Annotated in this window: 19 protein-coding genes; 17 read left to right on the top strand and 2 right to left on the bottom strand. The window is 41.1% G+C overall.

The window, feature by feature from the left end; genetic code table 11:
- The first annotated feature begins 137 nt into the window (after nucleotides 1-137).
- From cfpA to EXM22_RS07400, 3 genes are read left to right on the top strand one after another with little or no spacing between them, the layout of a single operon-like run.
- On the top strand, nucleotides 138-2,114 hold the full coding sequence (cfpA, locus tag EXM22_RS07410) for a cytoplasmic filament protein CfpA (protein ID WP_149485905.1): 1,977 nt from the start codon (nucleotides 138-140) through the stop codon (nucleotides 2,112-2,114).
- Nucleotide 2,115: 1 nt separating this feature from the next.
- Complete coding sequence (locus tag EXM22_RS07405; RefSeq protein WP_149485904.1) at nucleotides 2,116-3,060, top strand: hypothetical protein; 945 nt, start codon at nucleotides 2,116-2,118, stop codon at nucleotides 3,058-3,060.
- Between the two features lie 30 nt (nucleotides 3,061-3,090).
- On the top strand, nucleotides 3,091-5,703 hold the full coding sequence (locus EXM22_RS07400; protein ID WP_149485903.1) for a putative PEP-binding protein: 2,613 nt from the start codon (nucleotides 3,091-3,093) through the stop codon (nucleotides 5,701-5,703).
- A gap of 48 nt (nucleotides 5,704-5,751) precedes the next feature.
- On the opposite strand, the gene EXM22_RS07395 is transcribed toward EXM22_RS07400, so the two are convergent.
- Nucleotides 5,752-6,588 carry a J domain-containing protein gene (locus EXM22_RS07395; protein ID WP_168203401.1) on the bottom strand — a complete coding sequence of 279 codons (837 nt, stop codon included), beginning with the start codon at nucleotides 6,586-6,588 and terminating at the stop codon, nucleotides 5,752-5,754.
- Between the two features lie 153 nt (nucleotides 6,589-6,741).
- Between EXM22_RS07395 and ilvB the strand changes: the two genes are divergently transcribed.
- The 3 genes from ilvB (at nucleotide 6,742) to EXM22_RS07380 (ending at nucleotide 9,558) form a co-directional block, all read left to right on the top strand.
- A complete protein-coding gene (gene ilvB, locus EXM22_RS07390) occupies nucleotides 6,742-8,424 on the top strand; it encodes a biosynthetic-type acetolactate synthase large subunit (RefSeq protein WP_149485901.1) in 1,683 nt (560 codons plus the stop codon).
- A complete protein-coding gene (gene ilvN / locus EXM22_RS07385) occupies nucleotides 8,421-8,894 on the top strand; it encodes an acetolactate synthase small subunit (protein WP_149485900.1) in 474 nt (157 codons plus the stop codon). The genes ilvB and ilvN overlap by 4 nt, the downstream gene beginning before the upstream one ends.
- A 115-nt stretch (nucleotides 8,895-9,009) precedes the next feature.
- The gene (locus EXM22_RS07380; protein ID WP_149485899.1) at nucleotides 9,010-9,558 is read left to right on the top strand and encodes a transposase; all 549 of its coding nucleotides are present in this window, start codon (nucleotides 9,010-9,012) and stop codon (nucleotides 9,556-9,558) included.
- A gap of 59 nt (nucleotides 9,559-9,617) precedes the next feature.
- Here EXM22_RS07380 and EXM22_RS07375 read toward each other — a convergent pair whose 3' ends face one another.
- Complete coding sequence (locus EXM22_RS07375) at nucleotides 9,618-10,793, bottom strand: AAA family ATPase (RefSeq protein ID WP_149485898.1); 1,176 nt, start codon at nucleotides 10,791-10,793, stop codon at nucleotides 9,618-9,620.
- Nucleotides 10,794-10,965: 172 nt separating this feature from the next.
- Here EXM22_RS07375 and EXM22_RS07370 point away from each other — a divergent pair, with 172 nt between their 5' ends.
- The 11 genes from EXM22_RS07370 to loaP all read left to right on the top strand — a co-directional run bounded on the left by EXM22_RS07370 (nucleotide 10,966) and on the right by loaP (nucleotide 21,879).
- Nucleotides 10,966-11,238, top strand: a complete 273-nt coding sequence (locus EXM22_RS07370) for a hypothetical protein (protein ID WP_149485897.1) — start codon at nucleotides 10,966-10,968, stop codon at nucleotides 11,236-11,238.
- Between the two features lie 23 nt (nucleotides 11,239-11,261).
- Nucleotides 11,262-12,401, top strand: a complete 1,140-nt coding sequence (locus tag EXM22_RS07365) for an adenylate/guanylate cyclase domain-containing protein (protein ID WP_149485896.1) — start codon at nucleotides 11,262-11,264, stop codon at nucleotides 12,399-12,401.
- Complete coding sequence (locus EXM22_RS07360; protein WP_149485895.1) at nucleotides 12,398-12,988, top strand: hypothetical protein; 591 nt, start codon at nucleotides 12,398-12,400, stop codon at nucleotides 12,986-12,988. Before EXM22_RS07365 ends, EXM22_RS07360 begins: the two co-directional genes overlap by 4 nt.
- A 42-nt stretch (nucleotides 12,989-13,030) precedes the next feature.
- The gene (locus tag EXM22_RS07355; RefSeq protein ID WP_149485894.1) at nucleotides 13,031-14,920 is read left to right on the top strand and encodes a YgiQ family radical SAM protein; all 1,890 of its coding nucleotides are present in this window, start codon (nucleotides 13,031-13,033) and stop codon (nucleotides 14,918-14,920) included.
- Between the two features lie 87 nt (nucleotides 14,921-15,007).
- Nucleotides 15,008-15,844 (top strand): TerB family tellurite resistance protein, encoded by an 837-nt coding sequence (locus EXM22_RS07350; protein WP_149485893.1) that lies wholly within the window; start codon nucleotides 15,008-15,010, stop codon nucleotides 15,842-15,844.
- The gene (locus tag EXM22_RS07345) at nucleotides 15,844-16,710 is read left to right on the top strand and encodes a YitT family protein (protein ID WP_149485892.1); all 867 of its coding nucleotides are present in this window, start codon (nucleotides 15,844-15,846) and stop codon (nucleotides 16,708-16,710) included. Before EXM22_RS07350 ends, EXM22_RS07345 begins: the two co-directional genes overlap by 1 nt.
- The gene (gene cmoA / locus EXM22_RS07340; protein ID WP_168203400.1) at nucleotides 16,694-17,443 is read left to right on the top strand and encodes a carboxy-S-adenosyl-L-methionine synthase CmoA; all 750 of its coding nucleotides are present in this window, start codon (nucleotides 16,694-16,696) and stop codon (nucleotides 17,441-17,443) included. Before EXM22_RS07345 ends, cmoA begins: the two co-directional genes overlap by 17 nt.
- Nucleotides 17,444-17,445: 2 nt before the next feature.
- The gene (cmoB, locus tag EXM22_RS07335; RefSeq protein WP_149485890.1) at nucleotides 17,446-18,435 is read left to right on the top strand and encodes a tRNA 5-methoxyuridine(34)/uridine 5-oxyacetic acid(34) synthase CmoB; all 990 of its coding nucleotides are present in this window, start codon (nucleotides 17,446-17,448) and stop codon (nucleotides 18,433-18,435) included.
- Nucleotides 18,436-18,645: 210 nt separating this feature from the next.
- Entirely contained in the window at nucleotides 18,646-20,430 is a 1,785-nt protein-coding gene (locus EXM22_RS07330; RefSeq protein ID WP_149485889.1) for an aminopeptidase P family protein, read from the top strand.
- The gene (locus tag EXM22_RS07325) at nucleotides 20,417-21,355 is read left to right on the top strand and encodes a DMT family transporter (RefSeq protein WP_149485888.1); all 939 of its coding nucleotides are present in this window, start codon (nucleotides 20,417-20,419) and stop codon (nucleotides 21,353-21,355) included. The genes EXM22_RS07330 and EXM22_RS07325 overlap by 14 nt, the downstream gene beginning before the upstream one ends.
- Nucleotides 21,355-21,879, top strand: coding sequence for an antiterminator LoaP (gene loaP / locus EXM22_RS07320; protein ID WP_149485887.1), 525 nt, complete (start codon nucleotides 21,355-21,357; stop codon nucleotides 21,877-21,879). Before EXM22_RS07325 ends, loaP begins: the two co-directional genes overlap by 1 nt.
- The last annotated feature ends 31 nt before the right edge of the window (nucleotides 21,880-21,910 follow it).

Below are 21,910 nucleotides of genomic sequence, written 5' to 3'. Positions count from 1 at the left end.
GAATTTTTTATAAAATAACTGAGTCTAAAGAAAAAAATCATAGGTTTGTGTTTTGAAAAAAAAATTATATGTAATATAATTGTGAATAATGGAATAGGTATTTTCATTTTTAATTAGATTTAATCAAGGAGCGTATTATGGCTGGTGATCTTCCCAGAAGTCCTAATGTATTTCATCCAACTAAACCTTCAGCAGTAGGTTCAAGAAACAGTCTTGCACAAGACGGGCGTCAACAGAATGATGAGTTTGAACGTGTCATTCAGGAAGAATCTGAAAAGGTTCTAAAAGAAGTTGAGACAAAACTGCCTCCTGAGGTTCTAAAAGAACTGGATGTAATGGGTGGTTTGAAACAGAAACTGTATAACTACTACAACCAGAACTACCAGAACATGTTCAACCGTTACGTCGTTACCACTGAAGACGAAATGGTCAAAAAAATCAGAGGATTTATCGATAAAGAGGAAAACAAGGCTCTTGCTCGATACACTCCAAAAGAAATATCTGAAATGTTGGACCAGATCGGTGGGGCTGATAAGTTCAATACCGGTGAAGTTGAGAAGTCTATCGTTAACATGTATGGACATCTCCAGGGGCATGTTCAAAGAGGTCTGAATGATCTTGAAAATGAAACAAATGCTCTTCTGAGACAGAAAACAGATGTTGGTGCATTTATCAGAGGTGAAAATGCATATTCAATTATCAAGTGTTCTTTCAAAGACAACGCATTCAAACCCAAAGTCGTTTCTGATGTAAAGCTTTCCATCAATATACTTGAATCAGAGTTGATCAGTCCTATCATTCAATATCAGGCGTCTGTTGAATATATTATCAAAGATCAGATTTCTAAGACTATTTCCGAGTTTATTGATCGTGAAATTGAGGTTCTACAGGACCAGCTTGTGGATGAAGGTAAGGAAGAACTTACTGATTCTGAGCTGATGTTTGAAAGAATCAAGAAAGTCACTGACTTTACAGACGATGATAAAGAAGATGAAAATTCCAGACGTTATGCTTTCATGGCTAAAAATCTGGTCGAAAAGATTGAAGGTCTGAGAGCTGAAATTCCAAGAGATGAATTTGACCCCCAGAATATCAGAGAAAATATCAAACGGATTGTAGATGATGAAAACATCAGAAACAGAGGATTCAATACTGCTGTTAACAATCTGACTTCTATTCTTGATACAAGTAAAATGGGTTATCAGTTTATTGAAAACATGAAGAATGCCCGTGAGTTAAGAATCAAAGAGTATGAAGATGCAGATCCTGCAAGACTTCCTGATGAACGATATCAGATTACTCTGAAATTCTACGACAATGATCAGCTTGAAAAGCTGAGAAAAAATTACGATGACCAGGTTGATGAATTCAGAAAAGAAGTTCTACACGTCTGGGATGTCGTTGAAGTTGTATATCAGGGCAAAAAATCCAGAGGAAAGATCAATGACTTTGATGACCTGAGCAAGAAAGTTGCCGGGAATATCAAAAAACAGATCAAAGAAGTTTCTGGTGACCCCACTTATGAAGAACAGGAAAAGAACTGGAATGAAATCATGCGTCTCCGTGTTGAAGACACAGATGTTGAGCGCCTGAATCAGACCTATATTTATGAAAAAGAGCTTCTTAAGAAAATGCTTAGAAAAGCAAGAGAGAAAGTGGCTTTGACTTTTGGATATGAAAATCCAAAGATGCGGGTTGTTACAGATCAAAGAATTGATTTCCTCGAAAGAGAAGTCGAAGAATTTGATTACATCATCAATCCTTATCATGTTCAGCCTGGTCTTGTTCTGGATGTTGATATCACCAGTATCAAACGAAAGAAATACACTCTGAACAGCATGGCCAATGTCATGAATGAATTTTTAAATGGTGTTTCTAAGGGCTTTGCAGATGCTGCATTTGCTTCCTTCAAAAGACGTCGTTCAACCGTTCGTGATGATATTAACCAGACTTTCAGTGATTCAGGTAGTTCAGCTTCTGCAGTATCATCAGAATCAGCTGATAGGTTGAAAAGTTTGAATGATGGGCAAGATGCTCCTAAAGGTAAAGCAGATGTTACTCCTTCCAAATCAAGTCGGAAGAAAGTAAACTTGGACGAATTAAGCGAGATCTAATATGACTCAAAACATCAGTGATAATAAATTGAATTTGTTATCCACCAGAGCTGGTTTTAACCATGCTCTGGGGCATTTTAAGACAAGTCTCTCTTTTTCTTCGGATATAGAAGAGGGGCTGAATCTTGCTGATGTACTTACCGAGGCTCTTGAGGAGGGATCAATCTCTCCTCAGCAGCTGAGGCCTGTACTCAACTTACTACTGGTTGACAAATTCCGTTATCAGAATCAATCAGAAAACCTGACTATTGCAGTAGACTCTGTTGATAACCTCATCTCAACTGTGTCTCAGTGGACCATGCTTGATGTAGTCATTGCGTTTTATAACTCAAGTGGTGATCTTGCCGTGATTAATCCGGTAAACCGGGATCATTGGGCTCAAGTTCTTCCATTAAAACGAGATGAGCTAATGGTCTGTCTCATTAAAAGCCGAAAAGACAATGACGAGAAAACAGAGCAGGCTGCCTGCAAAGATTTTTTTAACCTTCTTTATGGAAAAAAGGTCAAGGTCAAAAAGGCTTTCATTGATCCTGACGTAAAGCCCGAAGAGAAGGCTGAAATAAAGGCTCCTGTTGAAAATACCGAGGTCCAGGAAGCAGCTGTTTCTGTCAATTCAAAAAATGTTTCTGCCAAAATCTCAGTTCTTGTAACAAACGAATTGTTTCATAACGGGAATGTGGAGGCTTGGAAGAAAATCATAGCCAGCTATAAGGCCACCCATCCAGGTTTAGAAGTTCTTATCTGGTATGATGGTGAAAAGATCAATGATATAAATACACTGTTCAAATGGGGTAAAGTCAAACACGGAACTCCCATTTTATTCAGTGTTGCCGGAGATAATATAAAAGATGTCTCTAAGCTTAGAAAGTATTTCTTTGAAGGCGCAAGTCAGAGATATGAAGTCTTTTTAAGAGGCGCTGTGAACAGCGTGCTTGATCTTTTTTAATGAGCTCTCGAATAAAAAGGAATAATCTTTATGGATATTTATTCTTTCAGCAGTGAAGTTTTCACACAGGATGAGGATGTTCTGGATGTGCTTGGCTATAGAGGCCGCCGTTTAATGCATCTTTCCAGTTTGGGAATTCCAATTCTCCCAGGATTTATTCTCACAAATGACTCTTTACTTGCCGAGTTGGATTCACCCGGAACAAATAATTCCGCTGTACAAAAATCCATCAAAAACATGGAAGATGTCGTTGGAAAAAAGTTTGGAGATCCCGATAATCCTCTCTTAGTCAAATATGTACTCAGTCCTCAACTCAACATGATCGATACTTTTTCTAGTTTGCACAATGTTGGGCTTTGTGGCAGTACAATTGATGGTTTTGCATCCTTTGTTGGTGAAGAATTCGCATATCACGAATATAGAAATATGCTCAGACGGGTGGTGACTCTAGATCTAGAGGTAGAAACGGATGTCAATAGAAGAAAATTACTTGAAAAAAAGATAGATTCTCTCAAATCCTGTACAAATGCTGAGCAAACAAAAAGCACACTTGTTGAACTTGAAGGACTATATCCCCAGGAGATCTTTGCTGATTCCTGGGCTCAGCTTGAGTTTATACAGGTTTTATACACGAAGTATTTGAAAGAATCCGAGTCTATCAATGATTCTTCTCTCCTGGTTCAAGCCATGACCTTTGGTAACTATGGTAAGAAAAGCTATTTTGGTAGTTTTTTCACACGGGATATTGTCAATGGTGAAAATAAGCTTGATGGCCAGTATTTTTTAAATTCTTTTGATGCTACATCTTCTGATGGAAAGGGTATCGATACAATATCAAAGGATATTTACAAAGATCTTAATTCTATTGCCCGGTTGCTTGAGAATCATTACAAAGAAATACGCCAGGTAAAATTTACTGTAGAAGATGGGAAACTCTGGGTTATTGATCAACAAGAAGCCGATGGGAAGTCAACCCAGGCTCATATTAGAACCCTGCTAGAATTAAATGAAATGGGCGTTGTTAAAGATGAATATCTTATCAATGACATTCAGCCTACAAGATTAGCCGAGATCCTTCATCCGGTAATCGACCGTAAATCGGCACAGAATCTTCCATCCAGTAGAGGTGGAATTTCCGGATCAGTCGGTGCGGCAGTTGGACGTGTCTTCTTTTCAACTGATGAGTTGATGAAAGAGTACCGCATTGCTACACAACGGGGGTTGGAATCTGATTTTATTCTGATTATGAAGTCTACCTATGCTGAAGATGTCAAGGCCATTGAGGTCTGTAAAGGCGTTATCACTATTGAGGGTGGATATGCTTCCCATGCACCTGTTGTAGCCCGAAGTCTCGGGAAAGTTGCCATGGTCAAGCCCGAATTAAAGTTATTGAAATCCAGTGTGAAGATTGGTGATATAACAATTAAAGAAGGCGATTACATCACAATGGATGTCACTTCTTATGATAAGCCTACAATCTATTTTGGAAAAGTAGATCTTATAAAACCAAGCATAGAAGAAAGTGGAATCCTAGAATACTTGAATATCGTTCAGAAGTTTATTGGTGATTTTGATGTTCATGCCAATGCTGACCAGCCTAAGGATGCTCAATTGGCCCGTTTATTTCTAGCCGATGGTATTGGCCTCTGCAGAACTGAGCATATGTTTTTCGATGAAGAAAGAATCCCTTTATTCCGTTCATTGATTATTACGGATGATATGAGTGACCGGCATAAGATTCTTGATAAGCTTGGTCAGATGCAAACTTCCGATTTTTACAATTTGTTTAAAATTATGGAAGGTCATCCAGTCACAATAAGGTTGCTGGATGCGCCTCTTCATGAATTCCTTCCTCATACACGAGACAGCATGCAGGAATTTGTAGCCTTCTACCGCAAGGATCATCCCAAAGTGACAGAAGCTGAGATCCGTCTGCGCTGTGATATGATGGGCGAAGTGAATCCCATGTTGGGACATCGAGGTATTCGAGTGGCAATCTCGAAGCCCGAAGTCTATGCCATGCAGATTCGTTCCATCTTTGAAGCCATCTATAAGTTGAAGGTTGAAGACGGAATCGATTCCAGACCGGAAATAATGCTTCCTGTTGTCATGTCTCACCGAGAAGTCAAAACGGTGCGCTTTGGTAAGAGAATCGAGGGAGCTGAAATCCTTGGTATCCGTGATATAGAAGAAGCCGTAAGGCAAAAATATGATATTGATGCTTTGCCTTATCAGGTGGGTACTATGATTGAGTTACCGGGTGCTGCATTGAATGCCGATAAAATTGCACGATATGCCGATTTTTTCAGCTTTGGTACGAATGACTTAACCCAAACCACAAATGGTATATCCAGAGACGATTTTAATTCCTTTTTTACAGATTACAATGAGTATGACTTGTTGGAAAGAAACCCATTTAAGTATTTAAATGGGCCGGTGAAAGAGCTAGTACAGATTGCTAAAGAAAGAGGCCGCATGGTAAGGCCAAATATGAAAATGGGATTGTGTGGAGAGCATGGTGCTGAACCTGAAAATGTTAGTTTCTGCATGGATACAGGATTGAATTATGTTTCCTGTTCTCCCTATGGTATTCCAATAGCGAAACTGGCTGTAGCTCAGTACAATCTGAAGAATAAAAAATGATAAAAGCTGCCTTCGGGCAGCTTTTTTATTTTTAATACATTTGGGAACTCAAAAAAAAGAGATTCCACAATCCTCTTCGGCTTTTCTAATTTTACTATAACTGTCTGCCAGATTGTGAAAAATCAAAAATACATCATCATTTTCTAGCCTGGGAAATCTTTGTCGCAAATATTTCAGTTGGTTCCAGCAATAAGTAAATCCAGTTTTCCAATGTATTTTTTTGAAGCTGCTTATCTGATAAGGGACTAGATAATCCTTTAATGAGTAAATCAAATGATCTTCCATACTTTGCCAATGCCTGTTTAGTAGAGGATGCCTTGGAATCATTGCATCTTTTAAGTGAATATACTGGGTTAAATTACCTGTAAACCTTATGTATAGGTTCAGTAGAAATTGGTCAAGATCATTCTGGCAAAACTGTTCTAGTTCTAAAATATCAGAAAATGAATCTTCATAGGAACGCAAGGATTCTCGATATCTGAACCTTCTCACACCTTCATATCGAATTTTTCTATTTTCTAGACCATATTCGAAAAATATTTCTGATGCATGTACGACTTTTAATGATGTTCTCTTTATATTTTTATATAAAATTGGATTGAATCCTTGATTATTCCTATTAAAATTCTGTTTTTCAAAATGATTTGGGTTCTTTTGTTTAAAAACATTCTCTTTCTCTTGATTTTTGACACTTTCTTCTTTAAAGTCAATCTTATTATCTTTTTTAGCATTTAAGAAGTTGCAACATGTTTCATATGCCAGATTGATTTCTGTCATCTTTTTGTGAGACCAGTCTTGATTTTTTGGGTTTGAGTCAGGATGGTATTTTTTTACCAATAATTTGTATGATTTTTGTAAGTCTTCTTTTGAAAATTCATCTTTCAATTTGAAGATCATAATAGATCTATGGATGTCTGGCATGACTTTAGTATATTGTATATTCATAATGGTGGAAATATCGTTAAACAACTATTGCTTTCCATTATTCTGATTTAAAACTATAATTGTTTTCAATTTTTAATTTTGAAGGAGGAACAGATGAAAAAAGGGCGAACCTATGGTGCAAAAGCACTGATTAAAACACTGGAAAAACTCGGTGTTGAAGTCATTTTTGGATACCCTGGCGGTGCCAATCTACCCATATATGAAGCTTTAGCATCCAGTTCGATCAAGCATGTTCTTGCTCGACATGAACAAGGTGCTTCCCATATGGCTGATGGATACGCTAGAGCAACGGGTAAAGTCGGTGTCTGTCTGGCAACCAGTGGACCTGGAGCTACTAACTTGGTTACAGGCATCGCTACAGCCTATATGGATTCTGTCCCCATGCTGGCCATAACAGGACAGGTCCCTAGAAGTAATATCGGTACCGATGCATTCCAAGAAGTTGATACAACGGGTATTACCATACCCATAACAAAACATAATCTTCTCGTACAGGAAGTCAAAGAAATTCCCAGTCGCATTGAAGAAGCTTTTCATATTGCTTCAACAGGTCGCAAAGGCCCGGTTCTCATTGATATTCCCAAGGATGTCCTTTTTCAGGAGTTCAACCTCCCTGACATTAAAGAGATTGTGTTAGAAGGTTATAATCCAAATTCCGAAGGTCATCCAGGTCAGATAAAACGGGCAGTCAAGACTCTTGAACATGCTAAGAAACCTTTGATCATTGCTGGTGGAGGGATCATTGCATCTGAGTCTTTTGACGTGCTGAGGCAGTTTGCTGAAAAAGCAAACATACCATTAACTCATACTTTTATGGGGAAGACAGCCTTGGCCGATAATCATCCCCTCAATTTGGGTATGTGTGGTTATCATGGTAAGGTGGTCTCAAATCAGGCTATTGATCAGGCTGATGTCATTCTGGCTCTAGGAGCCCGCTTCAGCAATAGACATACAATTAATTTGGATACCTATCCTGGACATCGAAAGATCATACATGTGGATATAGATCCTGCGGAGATTGGAAAAAACGTTGAAACTCTCCTCCCCATTGTAGGGGATTTGAAGCAAATTCTTACGAGGCTGAATGATTTGATCAAGCCTTGTAAACATCCTGACTGGATCTCTCATCTCAAAGATATTGATTCAAGAGCTTTGCTTCCTGTTGTTCCTGAAAATGAATTGACACAGATTGGAACAATGAGAATTATGCAAGAGTATCTTGATAATCCTCTTTTTGTTACAGATGTCGGCCGACACCAAATGTTTGCAGCCCATGAAATAAAACTCCCTTCGGGAAGACATTTTCTCAGTTCTGGTGGGCTGGGTACAATGGGATTTAGTTTTCCTGCAGCCGTAGGGGCCGCGGTTGGAATGCCAGATAGGCAGATTGTTGTGATTGCTGGAGACGGCTCCTTTGTCATGAATTGTCAGGAAATCATTACCGCCACCGAAGAAAAACTGAACATTATCTGCTTTATCATGAATGACTCCAAACTCGGTATGATTGCGCAACTTCAGGATGAGTTCTACAAGAGTAGCTTTGACATTAGTGACTTAGGTTCATTTGTAGATTTTCCCAAGATGGCAGAGAGCATGGGTGCCCAGGGGCATCGTGTTGTGACTTCTGCAGATTTAAGAGAGCTCATGCAGGATAAGGACCTCTATAAGGGTGTGCATATCGTTGATTGCGTCATCGGGAAAGGAGGGGAGCATGCTTATCCCATGGTCAGAGGTAATTCAATATTGGATATTGTTGAAGAAGGAGGTGTCAAATGAAACACACCATATCCATCCTATGTGATGATGTGCCCGGAGTCATGACCCGTATATCCGGATTATTTTCCCGTAGAGGTTTCAATATTGAAAGTCTTTCAGTGGGTGTCACTGACAATCCGGGGAAGAGTCGCTTTACTATTGTCGTCAATGGGGATGATACGGTACTCGAACAGCTCAGGAAACAGCTTCAAAAGCTCATTAATGTCATTAATGTTTGGGACTATAAGGAAGAATCAATTGTCTCCAGGGAGCATGCCCTGCTTAAGGTTAAAGCCATCAGTAGCAACCGGGCAGAATTATTGCAGCTTGTTTCTTCTATTCCGGCTAGAATCATTGACTCTTCCGGTGATCTTTGGACTCTTGAAATAACCGGTGATACAGAAGATGTCAGTAGCTTTATTGATCTTTTCAGACACTATGGAATTGTGGAATCCATCAGAACTGGAAAAATAGCTTTAAAAAGAGGATAAAGTTCTGTATAATCTTAAACAAGGGATTCATGATCATTTGAATTCTTAATTATGGATATTCAGTAAACGAGTTGTATCTTATAAATACATACAGATACTCTATAAAGGAGAAGTTATGGCAAAGATTCTGGATCTTTTTGAAGCCTATGAAAGTGGTGATCTTCCAAATGAAGGCGGTTATATTATCAGTAATTTTTTCATGGGAAATTCATCCTATTCACGCATAGAGATGGTATCTTATGGGAATGTTAAGGATATTTACCGAAATGATGAAGGAATTACTTTTCAGGCAGATGGTTTGAAGATGTTTGTTCTCGTTGAGCCTCCTTCTTATTCCAATAAGCATATTGAACCCTGTTACAGGGATGATGCACACAAAATTCCCTATCGATTTAAAGAAGTGGAAACGTACACTACTAAACGACAGGAAAAAATAATGGTGGGGAAAGAACCCATTGAAACCTATACGGCTTTCACAATCATGAATGAGACAGGGGTTAATCAATCTTTTATTGTTCATAAATCCGATGGGATATTAAAGTCACTTATGAATTACTATAATCAGGTTTTATGGAAGAATATAAATATTGGACGAACCGATGCAAATAAGGCTTCCGAGATGATCGGGGCAGTGCTGCCGTCCATTATCAACCCTTTTGCTTAACAGGCATAAAAAAAATGACCGGAATATTTTCCGGTCATTTTTTTTGGTAAGATCTTTTTTTAAAAGTTAAACATACTTCCGGGACCGCCTTTCTGGCCCAGACTCATCATCTTAACAGTTTGCTGTAGCTCTTGAATCTTCTCGTGTTGCTTTTCAATGATTTCCATCAGCTGTTCAAGATCGTACCCTTCCGGAAGTGATGCCTGGTCTTCACTTTGTTTAATTTGTCTATAAATCTCAAAGTCATTTTCTGTCTCTATCTGGGTCAATTCAAAACTATCCTTGTATTCCGAATAATCCAGAGGCAGCTCTGGAAAGTTTCTGGACTGGGCAATCTTTTGACCAATTCTGAATATCTGCTGGGCTGTCAATGAATCCTGATATTCCAGCAGAAATGGATGTCTGTTATGGAGTGAATCATTTATACCCTTGTCATAGAGGATGGCTCCCAGGCATTCAAGTTCAATGAGGAGATCTTTCTTTACAAGACTAGAGAGGTTCATTGCCATTTGGAAATCTTCCTCTTCCTCCATCATATTGAGAATAACCTTGGGTTGTAAAACCTCCAGGTAGGCCAGGGCTTTATCTCTGGTCTCGGGCTCCTCTAATCCAATTTCGTGTAAAAGATGGGCCAGAGTGAGATTTGTACCGGGTAGCATACGTTTTATATTCTTCTTTAGATACGCTTCCATATTTTTATTGGAAGCAAAGGCTTTTTGAAGGAATCGGATTGTTAGGTTCTTTAAAAATGTATAGGAATTCATCACTGAACCCGCTTGGGGAGTCGTGATGATCAGCCCAGAGTTTGAGACTAAAAAGAAATCAATCGTATTGAAACTGCTCCCCGCTCCTAGGTCCATTATAATATAATCAGCGTCTAAATCCTGTATTTCGAAAAGAATTTCTTTTTTCTGTTTTTCAGTAATGTCGGCCATTCCATAGGAGAGGGTGTCTCCTGGAATGAATTGCAGGTTTTTAAATGGGGTATCCAGTATGAGGGATTTAAAACTTCTGTCTTTATCCTGCAGGAAAGATGCGATCCCGGGATTCGTGTTCTTCATGCCCAAAACAGTATGAAGGTTTGCTCCCCCCAGATCGAGGTCTATCAGGATCGTACGTTTGTCAGAAATGGCAAGAGACAGGGCTATGTTGACAGAGAGAACAGATTTACCGACTCCGCCTTTCCCTCCGGCAATAGGAATTATTTTTTTATCCAGGCTTTCATTGAGAACCAATAGTTACTCCTTTTCTCAGGACTTGAGTTTATAATACCTGATCAAAAATGTCAAAAAAAGGGACAATCTTAAATTTCAATAAAAATCACTGATTCCTTTCTTGAAGTTCGATATAATATAATTGTACCTTCCTGAAACTAGTCTATACTATGATAATGAGGATGCTGAGAGAATGAGCGAAGACAATAACACCCGATCTGTTAACATTGATAAATTACGCCAGGATATTGAAAGGTTTTATCTTCCCCGTCAACTCGTCAATGCCATTACCGAAATTGGTGCCATTCCCAATGATTCGGAAGAGGCTCTAGTTGGTATTGGTTTTCTGGATATTGCGGATTATACCTTTCTTTCAAAATTCCTCAGTCCCAATGAGAATCAAACGGTCCTCAATGGATTGTATTCAGCTTTTAACTGGGTTTTGAATAAACATGGGGGTATCTGAACAAACTGGAAGGTGATAGCCTTATGTTTCAGTATGGAGGTCCCATTGATCCTAATGTGCGGGGCCTCTCTGAGGATGAAGCCGAATATTATATTGCCAGGGAGTTGTTCTATACCTGTATTGAGCTGCAGAGAGTCTGTATTTTATTCAATCAGGCAAATGATAAGTTTTTGTACTCCGAGAAAGAAGGCAAAACAAAAGAAGAGATCCTTAAGGCCTTTGATATCATCAGAGGGTTGAGGAACAACGAATTTTTATCTCCCTCCATCAATGCTTTATTTCAAATCCGTATCCGAATCGGTGCCTCCATCGGAAAGGTTATGATCGGAAACTTCGGGCCTGAGGGGGCCAAGCATTGGGATGTCATAGGGATGCCAGTGATAAATGCAAAGCGAATGGAATCTACAGCGCCCATAGGAGGGGTTCGTATTTCAGAAGAGTATTACAGACAGTTGAATAAACAGGGAATTGTTGATTCTTACTATCAAAGATTTATCAGGGAGGCTTCTGCCTTATTCAGTGACTATCGAAAAATAACAAAGGATGAACTTTTCCGTTTTAATACGGTCTATATAAAGGAAAAGAAAAATGCCGGCTACAACACTTATAGTGTTCAGGTCGAACCTAATCTCCCGGAAGAAATTGTGAAGCAGGTGAAACTCCTTTTGCAGAAAGAGGAGCCTGGGGCGCAGAGAATCATTGATTTTATGAAGTATTACAGGGGGAATCAGTACGTTTTACATAAACTGGAAGAACTCTTTGAAAAGTTGAATATACACCTTCGTAAAGATCAGTTGTATAAGATTCTCCTGCCTGGTCGCTATAAGGCCTTACTGGAGTCCTATTGTATGGACACAGTAGCCGTAGAGGAGAATATCAAAAAGAATTATACTCTAAAAGATTTGATGGATATACTGGGTAATCTACAGGATGCTGTGAAACATCCTTCCGGGCGGTGTGAAAGCAAAGATTGTAGTTTTCAAGATTATGAAACTCATATAAACAATGAGGAAAAAGTCTTGATTGATACCTATGATTCCCTAAAGGATTCCATAGCTCATACAAGCTACTTTTATAATCTTATTTTCCCTCTCTTTTTCGCCCATATCAAGACCAGTATCCTCGAATATCAGAATAGACTCGAAGAGTTGGAGGAATTGTGAGAAGAATCGGAATCTTATGCTTTTTATTTTTTAGCCTGACCAGTCTGTTTTCGGTAGAACTCGTCTTGATTAATAAGACAGAAACTCCTTTATTCGAAGTGTATGCAGTTCCTGCTGATACAGAGAATTGGGGCTATGACAAACTCCCCTTTGATGTCATACTCCCGGGAGATTATGTGGTTCTGGAAGTTGAATTGGATGAGGAAAAGCCGATTAATTTCAGATTTGTTGATGAAGATGGTGATCTATACCTGAAGTACAATGTTGATATCAGCAGCAGACGTAAAATCCTGATTCTACCGGAAGATCATCAGCTTTTATCCAGTGAAGGCCTCATTCGTTTTACACTAGTGAATAAAACCGGTTCGGTTATACGAGCCTTGTATATAAGCTCTGAGACAGAGGATGAGTGGGGTGATAATCTCCTGGATGAGTTTTTACTGGAATCGGGAGAGATGATTCTGGATCTTCAAACTTCAGGGAGAAGTTCTTTTTACGATATACGTCTGGAACTGGCGGGAGAATCCATAGTCAAAAAAAGGGTATTCATATCCGATAGGGCCCGTGTGCTTCTCACCCTCCATTAAAAGCACCATGAGCTGTCATAAAACCGGAGGGATGGAGATCTTTTGAGAAATTCCTTTTTACCAATAAATAGAAATGATATGGACCTGCGAGGATGGGATCATTGTGATTTTGTCCTTATTTCGGGTGATGCCTATGTGGATCATCCTTCCTTTGCATCTGCGATCATTTCCAGAACTCTGGAATCTGCTGGATTTAAGGTCGGAATCCTAGCCCAACCAGACTGGAAGGATCCGGAAGCTTTTCGGCAACTTGGAAAACCCGGCCTGGCTTTTTTGGTGTCTCCTGGAAATATTGACTCCATGGTCAGCAGGTATACTGTCAATCGCAAAATCCGTCATAATGATGCCTATACTCCCGGGGGTGAGGGGGGGAAGCGTCCAGATAGGGCATCCATTGTGTATACATCCATGGCTCGTCAGGCCTATAAGGGGGTTCCCGTCATATTAGGCGGACTGGAAGCCTCACTCCGCCGTTTGTCCCATTATGATTACTGGAGCGATAAGGTCAGGCGTTCTGTCCTTCTGGATTCTAAAGCCGATCTACTTATGTATGGCATGGGAGAGAAGTCCATGCTCATCCTGGCAGATCTCCTTAAAAAAGGAATTCCTATGAAGGGCATCCGTGATGTCCGGGGAACGGTCTATGCCGTTAATTCACAAGATCAAATTCCTTCTGATGCAATCATTCTTCCATCCTTCGAAGAAGTATCTACAAATAAAAAAAACTATGCAGAAAGTTTTCTGGTTCAATATCAGAATACTGATCCCTTGGTTTCAAAGGTCTTGGTAGAGCCCTGTGGTACCCGCTTCGTCGTTCAGAATCCTCCTGCTTTACCTTTGAATCAGGAAGAAATGGATCAAACCTATCGCCTTCCTTATGTGCGGAAGTCTCATCCTGAGTATGATGAAGCCGGTGGAATCCCTGCTCTTCAGGAGGTCGAATTCTCACTGGTTCATAACCGGGGCTGTTACGGGGGGTGTAACTTTTGTGCTCTCACATTTCATCAGGGAAGAATCGTATCCGCCCGCAGTCATGATTCTGTCATAAGTGAAGCACAAAAATTGATTGAAGATCCGGGATTTAAAGGGTATATCCACGACGTAGGCGGACCGACTGCCAATTTCAGAAAACCATCCTGTCCGAATCAGCTTGTCCGGGGAGCCTGTCAGGATAGGCAATGCCTTACTCCCGAGCCATGCCAGAATCTTGAAGTGGATCATAGAGACTACCTCTCTCTCCTCAGGAAATTAAGAAAGCTCAAGGGAATTAAAAAGGTTTTTATACGATCGGGGATTCGTTTTGACTATTTGCTTCAAGACCGGGATGAAACTTTTTTCAAAGAACTCTGTGAACACCATATCAGCGGCCAATTGAAAGTGGCCCCCGAACATACCTCTCCCAGAGTTCTGGAATTGATGAACAAGCAAAAACATCCAGTTTATAGAAAGTTCATGAAACGCTATAGTGAAATCAATCAAGAGATAAAGAAAAAGCAGTTTATGGTGCCTTACTTTATTTCTTCTCATCCCGGAAGTCTATTAAAGGATGGCATTGCCCTTGCAGAGTTTATGAAAGAAACCGGCTTTGTTCCTGATCAGGTTCAGGACTTTTATCCCACTCCGGGAACTGTGTCCACCTGCATGTATTATACCGGTATCAATCCTATCACGGGTGAGACAGTTCCCGTGGTGACAAAGGAGAGAGATAAGAGGTTACAGCGGGCTCTTCTCCAGTTTAACAAGGCTGAGAACTATAAACTTGTTAAGGAAGCCCTGCTTCTCGAAAAAAGATCTGACCTGATCGGTTCGGGACCAAAATGCCTCATCCCATCCTATCCCGGTGGCGCCATTTCAAGAAAATCGGTGACTTCTAAGAGGAATCATCAGCAAAAGCGGTCTAAAAAAAGTAATCGGTTCATAAAAGGTTCATAATTCTACCCTTTACCATTGGACCTGATATTGTTAATTTATAGAGATATTGAGGAATTCCTACCATTGGGAATTGTCAAGGAGTTTGAATTGAGCGGTAGTAGAGGATTCATCGGCGGTATCATAGGATTTATTCTGGGCATAATGTCAGGCCTTCCTTTTATGGGAATCATTGGGGCTGTTATCGGCAGTTCCATCGGTAGAAGCTTATCATTTCAGGCCGGTGCCTCAAGGCAATACAACTTTTTTCAGGGTAGACCTGGAAGTCAGGGACAGCAGTCCTATGGTGGATCATTGAATTCCGGTCAGGTCTTTTTTTCTTCCGTCTTCTCTATGCTTGGTAAGCTGTCTATTGCAGACGGTTCAATTTCAGAGAGTGAGAAACAAACGATTTATAATTTTATGAGAACTGACCTGAGGCTCGACCCTATCAGTCAGCAATCGGCTATGGAAATCTTCAATGCGGCAATTCGATCCGGTGACAGCTTTGAATCTTATGCCCGGAAGTTCTATCAAAGTTTTGCAGGCAATGCCCAGTTCACCGAGCTCGTTTTGGACATACTCCTCAGAGTTGCCGCTGCAGATGGAAAAATACATAGGGAAGAAGAGAGATTGATACAGGAGGCTGTCGGTATCTTCGGATATAGCCAGACCTCTTATGACCGCTTAAAAAGCCGCTATGGCTTCGGCGGTAGCAGTTCTGCCAGTACTGGGAGCGGCGTCAGTGGTGCCTATGGGATTCTAGGCTGTTCTCCTTCTGATGGAGATGATGTCATCAGAAAAGCCTATAGAAAAAAAGTTTCTGAGTTTCATCCCGACAAAATCTCTGCAAAAGGATTGCCCGAAGAATTTACCAAGTTTGCCAATGAACGTTTCAGTGAAATACAGCAAGCCTGGGATAGCATCCGTAAAGAACGAAATCTTTAATGTCCAGTAGAATTAAATCGATCGTAGGCGAAATCCCTTCGTTTTTAAAGATTTCTACAGGCTGCCTCATTATGGCTCTTGGAATGAATCTCTTTCTTATTCCCAACAAAATTGCGGCTGGTGGTTTGTCTGGTATCGGCATTGTGATATATCATCTTTTTAATTTTCCAGTGGGTGTCTCTGTGCTTATCCTGAATATTCCACTCTTCCTCATTTCCTGGAAGTTGCTTGGTACATCCTTTGGTGTTAAAACACTTTTTTCCACGATTCTGTTTTCACTGCTTGTCGATGGAACCTCTTTTCTTCGTCCTATGACAGATGATCTGATTCTCTCTGTTATCTTCGGAGGAGTTCTCGTCGGGTTGGGATTGGGAATTATATTCAGAAATGATGCAACAACCGGTGGGACGGATCTGGCAGCCAAAATCTTCCATAAGCTCATTCCTTTCATGTCTATCGGGCAAATTTTATTGATTACTGATGCTTTGGTCGTCGTATTGGCAGCTACAGTTTTCGGTCAGTATGAACTGGCTCTTTATGCTTCTGTTTCTATTTTTATAACAGCCAGGATCATTGATGTCGTTGTCGTTGGAATCAACTACAGCAAAGCTGCCTATATTATTTCTTTGCAATCCGGAAGGATCAGTTCTCGTATTTTAGAAGAATTGAACCGGGGTGTCACGGAGCTCAAAGGCCGTGGAATGTTTACTGGTATGGACAGGCCTGTGCTCATGTGTGTTCTCAGGAGCCGTGATATTCCTCTTATGAAAAAAATTGTGCAGGATGAAGATCCACAAGCTTTTATATTTATATCTGATGTTAGAGAAGTTTTTGGAGAAGGTTTTAGTTTTGAGCAGAAAAGATAAGGTCTTTGAAGATACAAATCCGATTGTCCGGGCTTTTGAATTTAATGAAAATGTGGCCCATGTTTTTGATGATATGGCCCAGCGGAGTATCCCCCATTACCGTGATGTCCAGTCCATGGCAGCAACTCTGGCCCTGACGTTCTATCAGGAAGGCAGTCGCATTTATGATTTAGGCTGTTCTACCGGAACAACGATAGCCTTACTCTTGAATGGTTTAAAAGACCACAATCTGAGTAATTATTATATCAAAGGAATCGATTCCTCTGCTCCCATGTGCCGGGAAGCCATTGAAAAGATCTCTTCCATAGACTATGAGAAGGATCGCATTCTTATAGAAGAAGGGGATATCCTCGAAGAACCCATCGAGAATGCTTCGGTTGTCATCATGAATTATACCCTGCAGTTTATTGATCCTTTGAAGCGTGAGAATCTTATTAAAAAGATTTATAGGGGTTTGAACCATAACGGTATTCTTCTCGTCAGTGATAAAACGCTTCAGTCTCATACCGATATCAGCCGTATCTTTGTGGATAATTATTACAACCTTAAAAGAAAAAACGGTTATAGTGAACTCGAAATATCAAGGAAGAGAGAGGCCCTGGAAAATGTTCTCATTCCTTATCCTATCAGGGAGGAAGAGGAGCTCTTTAGAATCTGCGGTTTTGAAGCGGTCGATCTATTTTATTCCTGGTATAATTTTTCTTCATTTATCTGCCTCAAAAAAGGACAATAATCATGCAGACTCCTTCCATGGCTTCCTCTTATCTAGCAGAAGATTATTCAGAGCCCTATCCTGGAGAAATCAATCGAGAAGGGTTGAAACTTAGAAGAAAAGAACAGGCCTTGTTGTTGGATAAATCCTCTACCAGGGTCTACCAGAATCCAATTGAACTCATTCAGGATCGACAGGATGACCCAATGGATTTCGATGGAGATACGGTTCGTTTCGGTGAGGAAGGCTTACTGGATTCATTCCAGTCTGAACAGCTATTAACGGCATTAAAATCACTGATTCCCTGGAGAAAAGGGCCGTTTAGTTATTATGGTGTCGATATTGACTCCGAATGGCAAAGCCATCTCAAATGGAATCGTGTTCTCCCCTGGCTTCCTGATTTAAAGAATAAGAAAATATGTGATATTGGATGCAATAATGAGTATTATATGTACAGGATGCTGTCTCAGGAGCCTTGGTTTGTTCTGGGAATCGATCCAATGGTCAGATATTATTTTCATCACCTTTTAAATCGCAAGTTTTATAGGGATCCAAAATTGCATTTTGACCTACTGGGTGTAGATGATATGAACCTTTTCCCCGGATTTTTTGATGTCGTATTTCTCATGGGGATCATTTACCACCGGCGAAATCCAGTACAAACTCTGAATCTCATAAATGCTTCAATGAGATCCGGAGGAACCCTGATACTGGAATCCAGTGGAATACCCGGAGATGATCCCTATTGTCTTTTTCCAGACGGCAGATACATGAAGGCTCCGGGGTACTGGTTTTTACCAACAGCATCTGCTCTAAAAAATATGCTTTCTCGCACAGGATTTCATAAGATTGAAATGTTTGAAAATTTTAAACTTGATGTGAATGAGCAGCGTCAGACTGACTGGGCTATCTATGAATCTCTGGAACATTTTTTGGATGCAGATGACCCAGGAAAGACTGTTGAGGGATATCCAGCCCCAGTTAGAATCTATATCAGAGCAGAAAAGAGATAGGAATGTTTAAAAATCAGGGTCCGGATGAGATTCCTATGATTCAGATCTTATTATAAAAAAACTGCCCCGCCGAAGCGGGGCAAACCGACTAAATGGACAACACAGGGTATTCATTGGGAGGGGAATATGATCCCATGCCGTCACCCTTATAATCTTCGGCAGAAATTCATTGATGTTGAGTAAAATAAATAAGAGAATAAGGAAACGACAATGACAACAAATAACAAGTTAGCTGCTTTAAGACAAAAAATGAAAGAGAGGGGATTGCAGGCTTATGTTATCTTTAGCTCTGATCCTCATGGTAGCGAATATGTTTCTGGTCATTGGCGTTGTAGAAGCTGGTTCAGTGGTTTTTCTGGAAGTGCGGGAACCGTCATAGTCACCCTGGAAGAAGCTGGTCTCTGGACAGATTTCAGGTACTTCATTCAGGCTGCGGGAGAACTCTCCGGTTCGGATATAAAACTTTTTAAGATGGGAGAACCGGGTGTTCCCTCCTATATTGACTGGCTGACCGAGCATTTGGAGGCCGGGTCCGTTGTAGGAATGGATGGCAGGACTCTGACTCTGAGGGAGTGGGAAGCCATGGCAGCTCCTTTTGGGTCTAAACAGATCCGCATCGACGGGCAGGATGATCTTATTGATGAGCTTTGGGGCGACAGGCCTGCAGAATCCCTTGAGCCTGTTTGGGCTCTTGGAGATGAAGAATCCGGCCAGACAAGTCTTGAGAAGGTAAAGCAGATCCGCCGGATGATGCATCAGTCAGCTGTGGATGCTACTTTGATTTCATCTCTAGATGATATTGCCTGGATTCTGAATATAAGGGGAGGGGATGTTCCCTATAATCCGGTGGTTCAAAGCTATATGTATCTCTCCATGGAAGATGTGAAGTGGTATGTTGACGAAAGAAAGCTGGATGATAATATCAGGTCACTCTTAAAGTCCATAGGGGTTCAAGTTTTTCCCTATGCTCATATTCTGCAAAGTCTCTCTGCTCTGGATTCTAGGATGACACTGTTTGTCAGTCCCGAAAGAAGCAACTCAACCCTTATCTCGGCCCTGCCCGAGGGGATCAAACTGGTGAAGGGAGTTGATTTCTCCACACGGCTTAAGGCTTGTAAAAACCCGGTTGAACTGAGTCGTATCCGAAGCGTCATGGAAAAAGACGGTGTTGCCTTGGTCAAATTCATCATATGGCTGAAGAAGGAGCTTCAACAGGGAACCCTTACGGAGCTTCAGGCTGCCAATGCCCTTAGGGGATTCAGGTCGGAACAGGATGGGTTCCTTGGTGAGAGTTTTAGTCCTATACCTGCTTACAAAGGCCATGGGGCTATTTGCCATTATGAGGCTAATGAACAGAGCCAGTATCAATTAGAGAAGGGTAGCCTTTTTCTAATTGATTCAGGCGGGCAGTATAGGGAAGGCACGACGGATGTCACAAGAACTCTGGCTTTAGGAACTCCTGTAGAAAGAGAAATCATCGATTATACCCTTGTTTTGAAAGGACACATTGCCCTCTCAAGGGCCTTATTTCCCGAGGGGACCAGAGGATACCAGCTGGATACATTAGCTCGTACGGCTCTGTGGAATTCCGGGTTGAATTATGGTCATGGAACAGGACATGGAGTGGGATATATTCTCAATGTCCACGAGGGACCTCAAAAAATCAGCCCTCATCCAATAGATGAAGCCCTCAAGATTGGAATGGTATGTTCCAATGAACCTGGTATATACAGGGAAGATCAGCATGGAATCCGGATTGAAAACTTGCTTGTTGTCCAGCCCTGGGATCAGTGTCCGGAGAACGATCCGTTTTATAAGTTTGAAACACTCACCCTCTGTCCTTATGAGAGGGAACTGATTGATACATCTCTTTTGAACAATGAAGAAAAGAACTGGGTCAATGCTTATCAGGAAGAAGTGTACAATCGTCTATCACCCTATTTGAATGCGTCTGAAAAAGACTGGTTGAGGAAAGTAACTCTTGAAATCAATTGATTCCCGTCTCCTTGCCATATTTGCAAGCCTATTGTGGGCTACGGCTTTTCTCGGTGTGAAGGTTGGGCTGGAAACGGCTCCTCCATTTTTATTTGCAGGAATCCGCTTCATGGGAGCAGGATTAGCCGTTCTCTTTTTTAATCGGAAAAAAGCAGTCTGGAGACAGATCCTTTCCCATTGGCGTATTGTTCTCTTAACCGGCTTCTTGCAGACCTTTCTCCTTTACAGCTTTTTCTTCTATTCATTGACAGCCATGAGGGCCTCTACCGGGGCCATTGTCAACGGCCTGGGGCCTCTCGTCGTGGCTGTGACGGCTCATTTTGTTTTAGCTGGTAATAAATTGAATAAGAAACAGTTCTTCTGTCTCTTTATGGGGGTGGCAGGTGTCATTCTTGTCGCCTTAAATGGAAATTCAGGAGTGGAAAATGCTGTCCAGAATGTCGAACCTTCTGAAGTGAAAGGCATTATTCTTATGTTGGGGGGATTGATTGCCGGAGCGGTGGCCAGTGTGGTTGTCAGCAAAAGTGCGGATACTCTTGATCCGTTCATACTCAACGCAGGACAACTCATCATCGGTAGTCTGGGCCTCCTGGGAGCAGCCTTTATAAAGGGAGACCATTTTTACGGCATTCCTACCCTTGGCTTCTGGGTCTCCCTGGTCTGGTTGATGACCGTCACCGGAGGGGGATTTTCCATCTGGTATTATCTGCTGAAGATCAGAAAAGAGGCTCTCTCAGAAATGGCTGTCTGGCGATTCCTCATCCCCTTGGGTGGTGCGGTGTTGAGCTGGATCTTCATGAAAAATGACAATCCAGATCTCCTCTCCTTTGGGGGAATGATTCTGACAGCTTTGTCTATATTTTTATTTTACAGGATGTCCAATTCGTTTTTGATCCATAAAAAACGGGATAAAGGAGATCGCTGATGTCCTGCTATGTGATTCAGGTCACGACTGGCCGGGAACTGGAATGCAGAACCTGGCTCATGAAAACCGCTCAGTTTGAAGATAAATCGCTCCTATACCCCCGTCGAAAGTTGCGGCTCCGTAAGCAGGGAAAATGGTTTGAAAAGAATGAACCCCTATTTCCGGGGTATCTCTTCTTTATAGCTGATGAAATCACTCCTGACCAACTTTTAGCTGTTAGACAGACTCCGGGCATCTTTTCTTTTTTAAAGATGGATGGCCGTCCCATACCCCTTTCTGAGGATGAAGAACGGCAGATGAGCCGATTTCTTAAATCTGGAGAAATTGCCGGTTTTTCCAAAGTCGTCTTTGAGGAAGATCACTCTATTAGAATATTAAAAGGTCCCCTCAAGGGCCTAGAAGGCCAAATTGTTAAGGTAGACAGGAGGAAAAGCCGGATCAAGGTTAGTCTTTCACTCTACAAAGAAGCATTTCTCATCGATTTCGGTTTTGATGCCGTAGAAAATACCGAAAAATCGGAATAATTTGATCCTTCATACCCCTTTATAAGGGAAT

The sequence above is a fragment of the Oceanispirochaeta crateris genome, from assembly GCF_008329965.1.
GTDB lineage: Bacteria > Spirochaetota > Spirochaetia > DSM-2461 > DSM-2461 > Oceanispirochaeta > Oceanispirochaeta crateris.
This window is presented reverse-complemented; position numbering and strand designations above follow the sequence as displayed.